The 13,984-nt window shown below is 68.9% G+C and carries 13 protein-coding genes; 7 read left to right on the top strand and 6 right to left on the bottom strand.

The window, feature by feature from the left end:
* Nucleotides 1-2 precede the first annotated feature (2 nt).
* A complete protein-coding gene (locus tag ABH920_RS02030; protein ID WP_370346090.1) occupies nucleotides 3-809 on the bottom strand; it encodes a methyltransferase domain-containing protein in 807 nt (268 codons plus the stop codon).
* A gap of 270 nt (nucleotides 810-1,079) precedes the next feature.
* Here ABH920_RS02030 and ABH920_RS02025 point away from each other — a divergent pair, with 270 nt between their 5' ends.
* The 3 genes from ABH920_RS02025 to ABH920_RS02015 all read left to right on the top strand — a co-directional run bounded on the left by ABH920_RS02025 (nucleotide 1,080) and on the right by ABH920_RS02015 (nucleotide 4,240).
* On the top strand, nucleotides 1,080-1,595 hold the full coding sequence (locus ABH920_RS02025; protein WP_370346709.1) for a MarR family winged helix-turn-helix transcriptional regulator: 516 nt from the start codon (nucleotides 1,080-1,082) through the stop codon (nucleotides 1,593-1,595).
* A 213-nt stretch (nucleotides 1,596-1,808) separates the two neighbouring features.
* Nucleotides 1,809-2,693 (top strand): SGNH/GDSL hydrolase family protein, encoded by an 885-nt coding sequence (locus ABH920_RS02020; RefSeq protein ID WP_370346088.1) that lies wholly within the window; start codon nucleotides 1,809-1,811, stop codon nucleotides 2,691-2,693.
* 98 nt (nucleotides 2,694-2,791) lie between these two features.
* On the top strand, nucleotides 2,792-4,240 hold the full coding sequence (locus tag ABH920_RS02015; protein WP_370346086.1) for an MBL fold metallo-hydrolase: 1,449 nt from the start codon (nucleotides 2,792-2,794) through the stop codon (nucleotides 4,238-4,240).
* 20 nt (nucleotides 4,241-4,260) lie between these two features.
* Here the strand turns inward: ABH920_RS02015 and ABH920_RS02010 are convergent, their stop codons facing one another.
* From ABH920_RS02010 to ABH920_RS01990, 5 genes are all read right to left on the bottom strand, one after another.
* Nucleotides 4,261-5,928: an MFS transporter gene (locus tag ABH920_RS02010; protein WP_370346084.1), complete on the bottom strand. Its 1,668-nt coding sequence runs from the start codon at nucleotides 5,926-5,928 to the stop codon at nucleotides 4,261-4,263.
* A 134-nt stretch (nucleotides 5,929-6,062) separates the two neighbouring features.
* Nucleotides 6,063-6,629, bottom strand: a complete 567-nt coding sequence (gene moaC, locus ABH920_RS02005; protein WP_370346082.1) for a cyclic pyranopterin monophosphate synthase MoaC — start codon at nucleotides 6,627-6,629, stop codon at nucleotides 6,063-6,065.
* Nucleotides 6,626-7,867 carry a gephyrin-like molybdotransferase Glp gene (gene glp, locus ABH920_RS02000; RefSeq protein WP_370346080.1) on the bottom strand — a complete coding sequence of 414 codons (1,242 nt, stop codon included), beginning with the start codon at nucleotides 7,865-7,867 and terminating at the stop codon, nucleotides 6,626-6,628. The genes moaC and glp overlap by 4 nt, the downstream gene beginning before the upstream one ends.
* 78 nt (nucleotides 7,868-7,945) lie before the next feature.
* Nucleotides 7,946-8,866 carry a UTP--glucose-1-phosphate uridylyltransferase GalU gene (gene galU / locus ABH920_RS01995; RefSeq protein WP_370346078.1) on the bottom strand — a complete coding sequence of 307 codons (921 nt, stop codon included), beginning with the start codon at nucleotides 8,864-8,866 and terminating at the stop codon, nucleotides 7,946-7,948.
* Between the two features lie 14 nt (nucleotides 8,867-8,880).
* The gene (locus tag ABH920_RS01990; protein WP_370346076.1) at nucleotides 8,881-9,567 is read right to left on the bottom strand and encodes a GGDEF domain-containing protein; all 687 of its coding nucleotides are present in this window, start codon (nucleotides 9,565-9,567) and stop codon (nucleotides 8,881-8,883) included.
* 41 nt (nucleotides 9,568-9,608) lie between these two features.
* Between ABH920_RS01990 and ABH920_RS01985 the strand changes: the two genes are divergently transcribed.
* The 4 genes from ABH920_RS01985 to ABH920_RS01970 all read left to right on the top strand — a co-directional run bounded on the left by ABH920_RS01985 (nucleotide 9,609) and on the right by ABH920_RS01970 (nucleotide 13,930).
* Nucleotides 9,609-10,280: a 5-formyltetrahydrofolate cyclo-ligase gene (locus tag ABH920_RS01985; RefSeq protein WP_370346074.1), complete on the top strand. Its 672-nt coding sequence runs from the start codon at nucleotides 9,609-9,611 to the stop codon at nucleotides 10,278-10,280.
* A gap of 69 nt (nucleotides 10,281-10,349) precedes the next feature.
* On the top strand, nucleotides 10,350-12,680 hold the full coding sequence (locus ABH920_RS01980) for a SpoIIE family protein phosphatase (protein ID WP_370346072.1): 2,331 nt from the start codon (nucleotides 10,350-10,352) through the stop codon (nucleotides 12,678-12,680).
* 153 nt (nucleotides 12,681-12,833) lie between these two features.
* Complete coding sequence (locus tag ABH920_RS01975) at nucleotides 12,834-13,238, top strand: FmdB family zinc ribbon protein (protein WP_370346070.1); 405 nt, start codon at nucleotides 12,834-12,836, stop codon at nucleotides 13,236-13,238.
* Between the two features lie 137 nt (nucleotides 13,239-13,375).
* A complete protein-coding gene (locus tag ABH920_RS01970) occupies nucleotides 13,376-13,930 on the top strand; it encodes an RcpC/CpaB family pilus assembly protein (protein WP_370346068.1) in 555 nt (184 codons plus the stop codon).
* Nucleotides 13,931-13,984: the final 54 nt, after the last annotated feature.

The raw sequence follows: 13,984 nt of genomic DNA, 5'->3' as shown, positions 1-13,984 counted from the left end.
TGTCAGGCGGCCCGGCCGATGGCGAAGATTCGGCGGTACGGAAGCAGCTGGACCGTGCGGCCGCCGATCTCGCGGATCGGGTAGGCGACGCGGACCAGGGCGTCGTACTCGGCGACGAAGTCCGCTGCGTCGCTCTCGTTCAGGGCCTTGATCGCCGGACGCAGCGCGGAGCCGCGCACGAACTCGGTCACCCCGCAGGGCACCTTCGGATCCGGGTCGGCGGCGACCAGGTAGGTGTACGTGGTCTCCCACACGTCCGGCTCCAGCCCGGCCTCGGCGAGCTTCCCGAGGTAGACGGCCGGGTCGTGGGAGGCAGGCTTCTGCAGGTCGGCCGGGACGCGGTCGCCCCACCGCTGCTTCATCTCGGCCAGGGCCAGGTGCGAGGGCGCCTGGAAGTTGCCGGGGACCTGGAAGCCGAACACGCCGCCGGGCGCGAGCTGCGCGGCCAGGCTCGGGAGCAGGTCCAGGTGGTCCGGGACCCACTGCAGCACCGCGTTGGCCAGCAGCACGTCCACCTTGCCGTCCGGGTGCCAGTCCCGCAGGTCGCCGAGTTCGAACTCGACCTGGCCGGGCACCGCCTGCTGCTGCGCGGCCTCGATCATCGCCGGGGAGGAGTCGACGCCGACGATCCGGGCGTCCGGCCACCAGTCGACCAGCAGCGCTGTCGCGTTGCCGGGGCCGCAGCCCAGGTCGACCACGGTGTGCACCTCGCCGTCCGGGTCGAGCTGGGTGACCAGGTCCAGGAAGGGGCGCAGGCGGTCGTTCTCGAAGCGCAGGTACTGCTGGGCGTTCCAGATGTCGCCGGCCATGACGCCTCCTGGCGGTGGGATGTTCGGAAAAGTATCTCGACGTCGAGATACCTAGAGTCTGCCCGGTCAAGAATCTCGATGTCAAGATGCTCGGCGCCGACCTTCCCGGTAGGCTGGGATCTCGGAACATCGGCGAGGAGAAGGTACGCGGTGGAGACGCCACACACGCACGACCTGGACGCCGTCACGCCCCCCGCCGAGAACGGCGCCGCCGCCCCGGCCGGCTCGCCTGGGCCACATCCCGGGCCGCACACCGGAGCGCATCCCCGGCTGCACCCCGGACCGGACCCGCAGGGCTGCCGGGACGAGGTCGACCGGCTGGTCGAGGCCTGGCGGCACGAGCGCCCGGACCTGGACGTGGCCCCGCTCGAAGTCCTCTCCCGGGTCTCGCGCCTGGCCCGGCACCTGGACCGCGCGCGCCGCACGGCTTTCGCCGAACACGACCTGGAGCCGTGGGAGTTCGACGTGCTCTCCGCGCTGCGCCGGGCCGGCGCGCCCTACCAGCTCACGCCCAGCAAACTGCTGACCCAGACGCTGGTCACCAGCGGCACGATGACCAACCGCATCGACCGGCTGGCCGCCAAGGACCTGGTCAAGCGGCTGCCCGACCCCGGCGACCGGCGCGGGGTGCTGGTGCAGCTGTCCGACACCGGCCGGGAGCGTGTGGACGGCGCCTTCGAGGGGCTGCTGGCCCAGGAGCGCGACCTGCTCGACGGGCTGTCCGCCGACGAACGCAAGGCCCTGGCCGGGCTGCTGCGGACGCTGGTCCTGCCCTTCGACAACTGAGGTCTTCCATACCGTTCGGCGCTCTTTGCCTGCCGCCGATCCAACGATGCCGCCGTTGCCCTCTCCGGGGAGAGTTTTCCGCGCCGTTAACATCGAATCACCTCCCCCTATCCCTGATGGCTACCTGCCGGTAGCATCCGGGTGTTCGCCGCCACATCTGTGCGAAGAAGCCCTTGCAGGCGGCGCGATCTCCACGGGAGGGGACCCAGAAGCATGCACGTTCCCAAACTCAGCCTGCGCAAGGCCGCCGCGGTCGCGGCCGCCGCGCTGTGCGGCCTGGCGGTGAGCGCCGGCCCGGCGAGCGCGTCGGACGGCTGGAAGCACCGGCCCTACGACTACTACCTGGCGCTCGGCGACTCGCTCGGCGCCGGCTGGCAGCCGAACGCGGTCACCGGCCAGGGCTACATCAGCGGCCGCGGCTACGCCGACGACATCGCCGCCTCGCTGAAGGCCCAGGGCACCAAGTACGTGAACCTGGCGTGCCCCGGCGAGACCACGGGCTCGATGATCCACGGCGGCTGCCCGTACCCGGAGCCGTACAAGAACCAGCTCGACGCCGCCGCCTCGTTCCTGAAGGCGCACAAGGGCGACCGGGTGCTGGTGACCATCGACATCGGCGCGAACGACGTCGACGGCTGCGCGAGCGCCACCGGCCTGGACATCCAGTGCGGCCTGAACGGGATCAAGCAGACCTCGCAGGACCTGCCGGTCATCCTGAAGACGCTGCACGCGGCGGCCGGGCACAAGACCGAGTTCGTCGGGTCGACGTACTACAACCCGTTCCTCGCGTCGTGGCTCACCGGGTCCTCCGGACAGAGCACCGCCGTGCTGTCGGCGGTCTTCCTGAACCTGTTCAACGCGGTCTTCGCGGTCGAGTACCCGCTGCACGGGGACCGGGTCGCCGACGTCAGCTCGGCCTTCCAGAGCAACGACTTCGTCGACCAGGTGCCGTTGAAGCCGGGGCTGTCGGTGCCGCTGAACGTGGCCCGCATCTGCCAGTGGACCTGGATGTGCGCGCCGGCGCCGGTCGGGCCCAACATCCACGCGAACGACGCGGGGTACCAGGTGATGGCGAAGGCCTTCGAGGCAGCCATCTGACATAGCCCTGTTTCACAGCTTCGCGCTTCTGCGCAGGTCAGCTGGGGCCGACCCGACTCGGGGTTGGCCCCGGCCGCGTTCTCGGGCAGGATGAGCCGGTGCCCGGGCCACTCGTCAGTTCGACAGGACACGCGGGTTTGCGCGTCGAGGCACCGGATCTGCGGCTGTTGTGCGATCCGTGGGTGTCGCGGGGCGGGGCGTTCCTCGGATCGTGGTTCCCGTTCCCGGACAATGGCCATCTGCAAGGAGTTCCGGGCTTTCTGGAAGCCGAGTGGATCGCGCTGTCGAGCGCGCACGCGGACCATATGGACCTGGCGTTCTTGGCCGGGCTCGATGACGGTGTGCGGGTCGTGATCCCGGCGTATCCGTCGTCTGTTCTGCGCGACCGGCTTACTGCGGCGGGTGTGAAGAACGTCGTGGAGGTCGAGGGGTGGCAGCGGCTGCCGCTCAACTCCCGGGGCGACTGGCTGACGGCCATTCCTGAACAGTCGCCGATGTCGCATCGCGCTGGGTTCCTTGTCGTCGCGGACGGGATCTCCGTCCTGCACTGCAACGATGCGCAGCTCTCCCTGTCGCAGACGCGGCGAGCGATGATCGAGGTCGGCGGGCCGTTGGATCTGCTGGCGTTGGACGCGTCGGGGCCGCGGTTCAGGGCGGTGAAGCGACTGGTGCGTACTGTGAAACCGCGTCTGGTGATGCCGTACGGCGGTCCGCCGTGCGTTCTGGATCCGGCACTCGCGGATGACAACGCGCAAATCGCCGAGCCAGACGAACTCCCGGCTGAGACGCTGCGGTTGTTTCCGGGGGACAGTGTTCGTATAACGCCGACAAGCCATGACGTCACCAGGGATCCGCGTTGGGAGAACTTCTCTTATAGCGACTCCCTCGCTGTGGCGAACCACCTTGAGTCCTACGTTGCTTCACGCGCGCAAGAGATCGCTGAGGTGTGGGCAGCGCATCCTGATCCTGTCGCCGGCTCGGGTCTCGGGGAGCACTTCGCGGAGCACTTTGTGCGGCTGGGCCGGATGAGTCCGTACTTCTTGGAGCGGATCGCCATGACGGTCCGGTTCGAGGTGGCCGGCGCGGATGGCGGGATATGGGAAGTCCACCTCGGGCCCTCTGACGAAACACCTCAGTACACGTTCTGTGTGGAGGCCCGTTGGCTGGAAGCGGTTCTCAGTGGAGAGATCCCTTGGGAGGATCTGCTTCTCTCGCGACGCCTCTCGGTTACGCACTCTCCCGACGTCGCCAATCCCTATCTGTTCGCGCTGCTGAGGCACGCCGACGTTGATGCGTTGCAGGCTATAGAGGACTACGACAAGCGCGACCCGGACGCCACCGTCACGGTGAACTCCGGAGAGCGGACCTTCGAGGTGACGCGGTATTGCCCGCACTCCGGTGAAGACCTTGCAGAGGGCGCGGTGATAGAGGAGGCGCCGGAGGGTCTGGTTCTGCGCTGCCTGGCGCACAACTTCGACTTCTCACTCACCACCGGCCTGTGTCTGAACGCCCGGTGCGAGCCCATCATGGTGGCGGCGCCTGCCTGAGTCCCCTTAGCGCTACGCGTCTAGGCCGTCGCGGCTTCCTTAGCAGGCGGCTTCGCATCGGACAGGTACCCGAGACCGCCAGTAGACGCTGTCCGTCCCGAACGCATGAAGTAGGTGCCGATCAAGGCGATCGCGCCCGCTATAGCAGCGGCTATGAAGATCTGCGTATAGGCGGAGTCGGTGAAGACTCCCGCGCGCTCCGTTATACCGGTCTTCGGATCCGGAGTACCCGCGAGCACTGTCTGGCCGGCCACTATCAGCTTCACAGGATGGGCCGCCTGGAACGCCGCCGCTATAGCGGTTCCCACCGCGGTGCCGATGGAGTTGGACACTCCGAGCATCCCTGCGGTAATCCCCTGCTGCTCCGGTGGAGAGGCCTCTACGAGGAGGTTCGGCGTAGTCGCGTAGTAGGCGCCGAACCCGACACCGAAGACGATGCCGACGATGGCCAACGTCAGTGCTCCGTGATGCGCTGCCGCGTAGATGCCACTGGTCGCGGCGAAGGCGAACATGCCCACGAGCAATGGCCTCCGTGCGCCGATCTTCCCCGACAACTGGCCCGACGCCGCGCCGGAGAACATCGCGACGGTGGAACCCCAGACCTGGACGCGGAACGCCAAGCCCAGCAATGTGAATCCGAGCCCATAGCTGAGGTTGCCGAGTACCTTCACCGGGATCTGGTCCGGCTGTACCAGTCCTTTGAACCGGGCCGCCGCGCCTTGTTGGGTCATGGCGATCAGGCCGTTGTGCGTCGGTGTGGAGACCATGTACGGGATCGCGAAGGCCTGGATGCCGACCACGATCGAGGCGAAGAAGGCGATGAAGAGCACCATCGAGACCTTCGGCGAGAACAGCAGGCGCAGATCGATGATCGGCTGGCTGATCCTCTTCTCCAGTCCGACGAACGCCCCGATGAGGAGCAGACCGAAGACCAGGTATCCCAGATAGAGCGGATCGGTCCAGCCGACGTTCGCGCCGTTGGACACGTAGAGCAGCGCGAAGCCCACGCCGCCGGCCAGCAGCAGCGCGCCGAACGGGTCCAGCTTCTGGCGGGCGCGGAACTTGGTCTCCGGACAGATCAGGAACACCAGGGGCAGCGTCACCAGGGTGTAGATCACCAGGAACCAGAACAGCGCCTTGTAGCTCCAGCCGGCGGTGTCGGTCAGCACGCCGGAGAGCATGATCCCGCCGACGCCCGACACGCCGAGCCCGGTGGACACCAGCCCGATCGCCAGCGGCACGTACTTGCGCGGGATCAGGTCGCGGATCAGGCCGTAGGCGACGGTGGCCGCGGCGATCGCCACCGCCTGGAAGGCACGCCCGATCAGGAAGAGCGTCCAGTTGCTGGTGGTGGCGCAGATCAGCGAGCCGATCAGGAACGACACCCCGACCGCCAGCAGCATGTTGCGCTTGCCGTACAGGTCGGACAGCTTGCCCAGGATCGGCGTGGCGGCCCCGCCGACCAGCCCGAAGATGATGGTCATCCACGCGATGTTGCTGCCCACGCCCGGGAAGCTGCGCCCGATCAGCTGCGCCGCCGGCGAGACCATCGTGTACTGCAGCGGCGCCACCTCGGCGAAGAGTACGACGACCGCGATGACGGAGAAGATGCGCGCACGGGACGCGTTGTCCAGGCGTCCCGTGTCGTTCTCAGGGGGAAGTGCCGCCGCTGTACTCGAATCGGTCATGGCGCGTCCTTGAAATCTCGGGGAGATGTCTGATCGGCCTTGTACGAACCCGACCTGTGAGGATGCTCACAGTCCGCGTTCGGGGCACCATGACACCGAGACGTCGAACTCGCAAGAGTTATCGAGCGGGCGTTCTAACCCTCCCGCGACCAGTCCCCTGACACACCGCCAGATTTCGTTTCCACCCGGACCCGGGTCAGGACCGCGGCCGGGTCAACCGCCTTGACCATGTCGATGACGGTCAGCCCGGCGACCGCCACCGCGGTCAGCGCCTCCATCTCGACGCCGGTGCGGTCCGCGGTCTTCACGGTCGCCGCGATGGCGACGCCAGTGTCCTCGACCTCCAGCGCCACCTTCACGCCGCTGATCGCGATCGGGTGGCAGAGCGGGACCAGCTCCGGCGTCTTCTTCGCGCCCATGATGCCGGCGATGCGCGCCACCGACAGGGCGTCGCCCTTGGGCATGCCCTCGCCGCGCAGCAGCTCCACCACCTTCGGCGAGACCTCCACGAAGCCGGTCGCCCGCGCCTGGCGCGCGGAGACCGGCTTCTCGGTGACGTCGACCATGCGCGCGTCGCCGGTGGCGTCGATGTGGGTCAGGTGGTCGGACTTGCCGGCTGCGGCCGCTGCGGCCGGAGCCGGTGCCGAGGCTGCTGCCGAATCCGACGCCGAGTCCGGCTCGCTGCGCGCCGCCGCGGTCATCGGACGCCGCCGTCCAGCACGATCACTTCGACGTCGTCCCCGTCGACCACCTCGGTCACGTACTCGGGCACCACTATCAACGCGTTCGCCAGGGCCAGGTCGCCGACCAGGTGCGAGCCGTGGCCGCCGACGGGGCGGACGCTCAGGGCCGCCGGGTCGTAGACGCCGCGGGCGAACTGGCGCTTGCCCTCGGGCGAGGTGAAGGCGCCGAAGCAGGTCGCGGTCACGGTCTTGCGGGGCCCGGTCGCGATGCCCATCATCTTCTCGATCGCGGGGCGGATGTAGATCTCGAAGGAGACGTAGGCGGACACCGGGTTGCCCGGCAGCGTGAAGATCGGGATCCGGTCCTCGCCGACCGTGCCGAAGCCCTGCGGCATCCCCGGCTGCATGGCGACCTTGGTGAACTCCACGGTGCCCAGCGTCGAGAGCACCTCCTTCACCACGTCGTAGGCGCCGACCGAGACGCCACCGGTGGTGATCACGATGTCGGCGCGGATCAGCTGGTCCTCGATGGCGTCCAGCACGCCCTGCGGATCGTCGCCGACGATGCCGACCCGGATGCCGGTCGCGCCCATGGCGTTCACCGCGGCGGTCAGCGCCGGGCCGTTGCCGTCGTTGATCTGGCCCGGGCCCAGCACCGTGCCCGGTTCGACCAGCTCCGAGCCGGTGGACAGCACCACGACCCGCGGGTGCGGGTGCACCGGCGCGTGGACCTGGCCGATCGCGGCGAGCAGGCCGATCTGGCGCGGGCCCAGGCGGGTGCCGGCCTTGAGCACGACGTCGCCGGTCCTCACATCGGAACCGAGTATCCGGATGTTCTGGTCGCGCTCCGGGACCCGGGTGATGCGGACGCTCTCGGTACCGGCGTCCGTCCACTCCACCGGCACGATCGCCTCGGCGCCGTGCGGCACCATCGCGCCGGTCATGATCCGGGCGCAGGTGCCCGGCTCCAGGATGCCCTCGTGGACCGAGCCGGCCGCGATGTCGCCGATCACGCTCAGTTCCGCGGGGCTGTCCTCGGCAGCGCCCTCCAGGTCGGCCAGCCGCACCGCGTAACCGTCGACCGAGGAGTTGTCGAACGGCGGCAGCGAGATGGACGCGACCACGTCGTCGGCGAGCACCAACCCGTTCACATCGGTGATCGGGAGCTCCATCGGGGCGAGCAGCTGCACGGTGTCGAGGACCGTCTTCAGGTGGTCATCGACACTGCGCAGCGTCGCGTTATCGGAATCGGACATGCGTCCATCATCCCTTATGCCACGGACGCGGACGTCAGCGGCGGTTCGATCTCCATCAATGTGATGGAGATCAACGCCTCAGGCCTGGAAGCCCTCACCAACGTAAGACGAGAGCCACTCCCGGAACTCTTGACCGAGGTCGGGACGGTCCACCGCGAGCTGGACCACGGTCTTCAGGTAGTCGATGGGGTTACCGGTGTCGTACCGACGCCCGGTGAACACCACACCGTGGACCGGGCCGCCGATGTCCGGATTCCCTGCCAGGGTCCGCAGAGCGTCGGTCAGCTGGATCTCTCCACCGCGTCCCGGAGGGGTCTCCCGCAGGACATCCATTACTGCGGGGTCCAGCACATAGCGGCCGATCACAGCGAGATTCGAGGGCGCCTGCTCCTTGGCGGGCTTCTCCACCAGATCGGTGATCTGGATGAGGCTGGTGTGCTCCTGGGTCAGCGCCGGACCGTCCGCCGCCGGCTTCACCGCGGCACACCCGTACATGTGGATGTGCTCTTCGGGAACTTCAATAAGGGCTACCACCGAACCGCCATAGCGCTTCCGGACCTCGATCATGGCCGGCAGCAGCGGGTCCCGCTCGTCGATGAAGTCGTCACCGAGCAGGACGGCGAACGGCTCGCCGTGCACATAGGACTCCGCCTTGAGGACTGCGTGGCCCAGCCCCTTGGGGTCGCCCTGCCGGACGTAGTGGACATTGGCCATCTCCGAGGACGCGCGGACCTGCTCCAGCCGGACCTTGTCGCCCTTGGCGGCCAGCGCCTCCTCCAGCTCCGCGGCACGGTCGAAGTGGTCTTCCAGGGGCCGCTTGTTGCGCCCGGTCACCATGAGGATGTCGGTCAGGCCCGCGGTCACGGCTTCTTCGACGACATACTGAATCGTCGGTTTGTCGATGACCGGGAGCATCTCCTTGGGCGTCGCCTTGGTCGCCGGCAGGAACCTAGTCCCCAGACCCGCCGATGGAATGACTGCTTTGCGAACCTCCACCATGGATCGGGACGCTATCAGGTGATGCGCCAACTTCCATGAGAATCTCGTTTAGCTGCCATGAGTTGTTCATCCGCGACGCGGAGGAGCGTCGCGGCGTGCGTCCCGTGGTCGGGGAAGATCACGCCGCCGACGGAGATCGTCAACTGGAACGGACCCTGCTCGGGATCTCCGTCCGGACCTGCGTCGAAGGTATGTTTGCGTACCGCGTAGCAAAGCCTCTCGGCAACCTTCGCGGCGGTGTCCGCGTTGGTGCCCGGGAGGATGAGGACGAACTCCTCGCCCCCGTATCTGGCGAAAGTATCGGCATGTCGAACCTCAAGTGCCAAGCGCTGGGCCAGCTCGCGCAGGACCGCAGACCCCCGCTGATGGCCGTAACCGGCGTTGACCTGGCGGAAGTCGTCGACATCGATCATCAGCAACGCACCGCCTATCCCGGTGGCCCGCGCGGACTCGAGTTCCCGGCCCAACGCACCCTGCAGATAGCGGTAGTTCCACACACCGGTCAGCGGATCGAGCGCGGAGAGCCGTTCCAGATCCTCGCGGCCTTGCTCCAGCCCGGTCACTTCGATGGCGGCCTCGGCCAGCGCGGTGCGGGTGTTCTCCTCCAGGCGCTCCATCCGGCTGCGCAGGGCCAGGTTCATGCCGGCTAAGGCGGCGCAGGCCACCGCCAGCAACACCAAGACCACCGCCGTGAGAGACATCGGTGGGGCTCCTCTCCCGGCCTGGCATTCTTGAGCACAGCATGACGAATCAATCCAACGACCCGGGCCTTGCCAAGGGCACGATCCGGTCACGGTTGCTGGCCGCCCGGCGCGCGTGCGCCCCGGAGCGGCGTGCGGCGTGGGCGGCTGCGGCGTGCGAACTGCTGGTGGGGCAGATGGTGGCGCAAATGGTGGGGCACAGCGGTGGGGAGAACGTGGTCGCCGCCTACGCCTCGTTCGGCACCGAGCCGGACACCGGCCCGCTGCTGGCGGAATTGCGCGGGCGCGGTATTCGCGTCCTGTTACCTATTCTAGAGAATGACATGGACCTGTCGTGGGGGTGGTTCTCCGGCCCTGATTCACTCGTTCGAAGGATTCCGCCCGGCGGCTCCCGGCCGAGCCCGATCCCCGAGCCGGCCGAGTCACTGGGCGTGGACGCTGTGCTGTCAGCCTCCTGGATCGTCGTACCGGCCCTCGCGGTCTCGCCCACTGGTATGCGCATGGGCCGCGGCGGCGGCAGTTACGACCGGGTGCTGGCCAGGATCGAGGCGTCCCCGCGCCCCGCACGCCCCCGGGTGGCGGCCCTGCTCTACCCCGGAGAGCTGGACGTGGATGTCCCCGTGGAGCCGCACGACCGCCCGGTCGACATGGCCGTCGCCGGGGAAACGGTTCGCCATTGGGGCGAATCTACCGGCGGGGTTCTCTCGCGCTGAGGGGACCGCTAGTGGCAGACTCGGCGCTTAAAGAACGTCAGGGTTCGGCAGAGCGGTTGGGTACCTCACATGCGACGTCAGCCGGGGACCGGGGAACAGCTCCCGCACGCCCGGCCGCAGCCCTCCGCCGAGCTGGTGCCGGCGAACAGCACCCAGACCTCGGCGATCTCGGTGCTGGAGGCCCTGCCCGACCCGGTCGTGGTGCTGAACCACCGGGGGCAGATCACCGGCTGGAACCCCGCCGCTGAAGAGCTGTTCGGCTGGTACGGCGAAGAGGTCCTGGGGCGCCCCTGGACCGAGTTCGTGGTCGTCGACGGCACCAACGGCAACGCTCTGTCACACCTGGACTCCATCGGGTCGACCGTCCAGCGCGGCGGGACCTGGGAGGGTTCCTTCCCCATCACCACGCGTAACGGCGATTCGCTGCTCGCCCGGGTGCGGGCCGCGCCGATGATGAACGGCGGCATGGTCACCGGCACCGTGGTGACCGCGATCGACCTGTTCGGCTCCGACGCCAGCCGGGACGACCAGCAGCGCGCCGCGGCGAGGGCCGCTGTGCGCGCCGCCGTGCTGTCCCGCGCGGGGATGCAGCTGGGGACGTCTCTGGACACCGGCCGGACGCTCGCCGCCCTGGCCGAGATCCTGGTCCCGGCGTTCGCCGACACCTGCGTCGTGGACCTGCTGGACGAGAACGGCACTGCGCAGCGTCTGGTGACGGTGCACAGTACGGACACCTCTCCGTGTCCCCCTATGCGCGCCGGTACAGAGATCCACTACCCGGCGCGCCATCCTTGCGACCGCGCGCTGCGGACCGGACGTCCGGTCCTCATCCAGGGCGCGCCGCGGGTGAAGGCGCTGGATCCGGATGAGGAGTGCGACCGCAAGTCGCTCCTGCTGGACGCGAAGTCGCTGATCGCTGTTCCACTGTTGGCGCCGAGCGGGGTGCGTGGCGTGTTGGCCATCGCGCTGACCGAGGACGCCGATCCGACGCCGCGGTACGACACCGCTGACTTGGAGCTTGTGGAGGAGCTGGCGGCGCGGGCCGGACTGGCTCTGGAGAACGCGGCCATGTTCGACCGGCAGCGGACTCTGGCTTTGGCTCTGCAGAAGTCCCTCCTGCCGACCGATCTGCCGCTTCCCGACGGCGTCTCCATCCGTGTCGGCTATGCGCCGGGTGCCGCTTCCGAAGTGAGTGGCGACCTCTATGACGTCGTCGAGCTGTCCGCCGGACGGATCGGCGTCGTCATCGGGGACGTGCAGGGGCGCGGTGCGCACGCCGCTGCCGTGATGGGGCAGTTGCGCGCCGCCCTGCGGGCCTACGCGGTGTTGGACGTACAGCCCGGCCAGCTGCTGTCGTATCTGGACGAGTTGGTCCGCGGCCTGAACGAGGAGATCCTCGTCACCTGTGTGTACGCCATCTACGACCCCTTTACGCGGCGCTGTGCTTTAGCGAATGCCGGGCATCCGCCGCCGCTGTTGGCCTCTGCGCACGGCACGTATCCGATGGAGGTCCCGCCGGACGTCCCGCTGGGCATCGGTCCGCTCGGACCGGGCGGCGGCAAGGGCGCGGTGCAGTTCGAGGACCACATCTTCAGCATCCCGCCGGGCGACGTCCTGGTGATGTACACGGACGGGGTCGTGGAGCGGCGCGACCAGTCGGTGGACACCGGCGTGCGCACCCTGTGCCTGGCCATCGAGCGCGTGGTGCGCGAGCCGCGCGCGATCTGCCGGGCCGCGCTGCGGGCCGCCGGCAGCGAGGCGCACGACGACCAGGCCGTGCTCGCCATGGCGACGTCCACTGTCGACCTGCCGCTGTCGCGTCTGGCTCTGCCGGCGCGCCCGGAAGCGGCGTTCGCGGCCCGGCACCACACCCGCGCCGTGCTTCGCGAGTGGGGCCTGAGCGAGCACGCCGAGCTGGCCGAGCTGCTGGTCTCCGAGCTGATCACCAACGCGGTGCGGCACGCCAGCGGCCCGCGGCCGACGCCGTGGTCCTTCTCCGACTCCGACCAGTACACCGATCCCGAGCCGCCGCCGATGGCCGAGGACATGATGGAGCTGGCGGCCGTCCGGGAGTACGCCGACCACCTCGGCGCCCTGGACGAGGACAACGAGATGGACCTGCTGGCCGAACCCGGTCTGCTGGACGAGCTGGGGATGCTGGACGGCACGCTGTCCGCGCCCGGCGGCTCGCGGCGGCTGGACCTGGTGCTGCGGCGGGGCCTGCGGGCGCTGTGGATCGAGGTGCACGACCCGGACGTGCGGCTGCCCCGTATCCGGCAGGCCGCGGAAACAGATGAGGGCGGCCGCGGGTTGTATCTGGTGGACGCGCTGTCGGCGCGCTGGGGCGCTCGGCCCACGGACGCCGGCAAGTTCGTCTGGTTCGAGATCCCGCTGTTCTGAAGCCTGGTGAGGGCAGGGATCGAGGCCCGTTTCACGGCGCCGTCGGTGAGGTGCGTCACAGTACTGCCCCACCGTATTGGACAGCCCGCGCGCCGATCCCGCAGAATTGGCAATCTGGCGGCCAGAGTGCCAGGTCGATGAAGGAGTCTCCCCGTGCCGACTTACCAGTACCAGTGCAAGGACTGCGGTGAAGCGCTGGAGGTCGTGCAGAAGTTCACGGACGACGCGCTGACCGTCTGCCCGAACTGCCAGGGCGAACTGCGCAAGGTCTTCTCCGCCGTGGGCATCGTGTTCAAGGGCAGCGGCTTCTACCGCACCGACAGCCGGTCCGCGTCGAGCTCGTCCACGCCGCCGGCGTCGAACGGGTCGTCGGGGTCCTCGGGCTCCGGTTCGAGCGGATCCAGCGACTCGGGCAGTTCCAGCGGCTCCGGCAGCTCGAGCGGCTCCAGCGGCTCGGGATCGGGCGGCTCGGCGAAGAGCCAGTCGTCGTCCTCGTCCTCGGGCACGTCGTCCTCCTCGTCGTCAAGCTCGGGCTCGTCGTCGTCCACAAAGAGCTGACGAGCTCCCGGTTTTCCACCGGGTTATCCACAGATCCAAGCCAGTTATCCACAGGTTGCCCGGCAACCGGTGGACAGCCTTGACGACCCGCTTGGATCATTACTCCCCGAAGCGTCCTGACTACGCCAGGGGGAACCATGCCGAGCACCGCCACCGCCCGTCCGAAGTTCGTCGCCCGGATGTCCGGCCGACGCCACACGTCCCGCACCCGACGGCTGCGCGTCCTCGGGGCCGCCGGTTTCGCCGGGGTCTCGATGGCGCTGCTGTCCGCCGAGCACTCCGCGCCGCCGCCCCGCCGACCGCCCCGGTTCGCTGCGGAATCCCTGATGAGCGGCCTGGTCGCGGTCCCGGTGCGGTTCGCCGACGCGGGCAGTACCGGGTATCTGCGCCCCGGCGACCGGATCGACGTGCTGGCGGCCCGGGACGCGGGTCCCGGCGGACCGCCGGGTCCGTCCGACGCGATCGCCGGCGCCGTCCAGGAGCCGAGTGCGGACCCGCCACGGGGTGAGACCGTGGTCGCGGCCGGCGTCTCAGTGCTCGAGATCGCGCACTCCGCGGACCCCGGTTCGCTCACCCGTTCCGCCCCGGACGACGGCGGTCTGGTGTTCCTGGCTGTGGACAACGCGACCGCCGCCCGGCTGGCCCGAGCCGCCGTCGCGGCCCGGCTGAGCTACGCGCTGCGCCAGGGGTGACGCTGTGAGTAACGCCACCCTTGCCCCGCTCCGGGAAGAAATCTACCCTGCGGA

Source organism: Catenulispora sp. EB89 (assembly GCF_041261445.1).
GTDB lineage: Bacteria > Actinomycetota > Actinomycetes > Streptomycetales > Catenulisporaceae > Catenulispora.
Note: the sequence above shows the minus strand (reverse complement) of the source record. Positions and strands in the feature narration are given on the sequence as shown.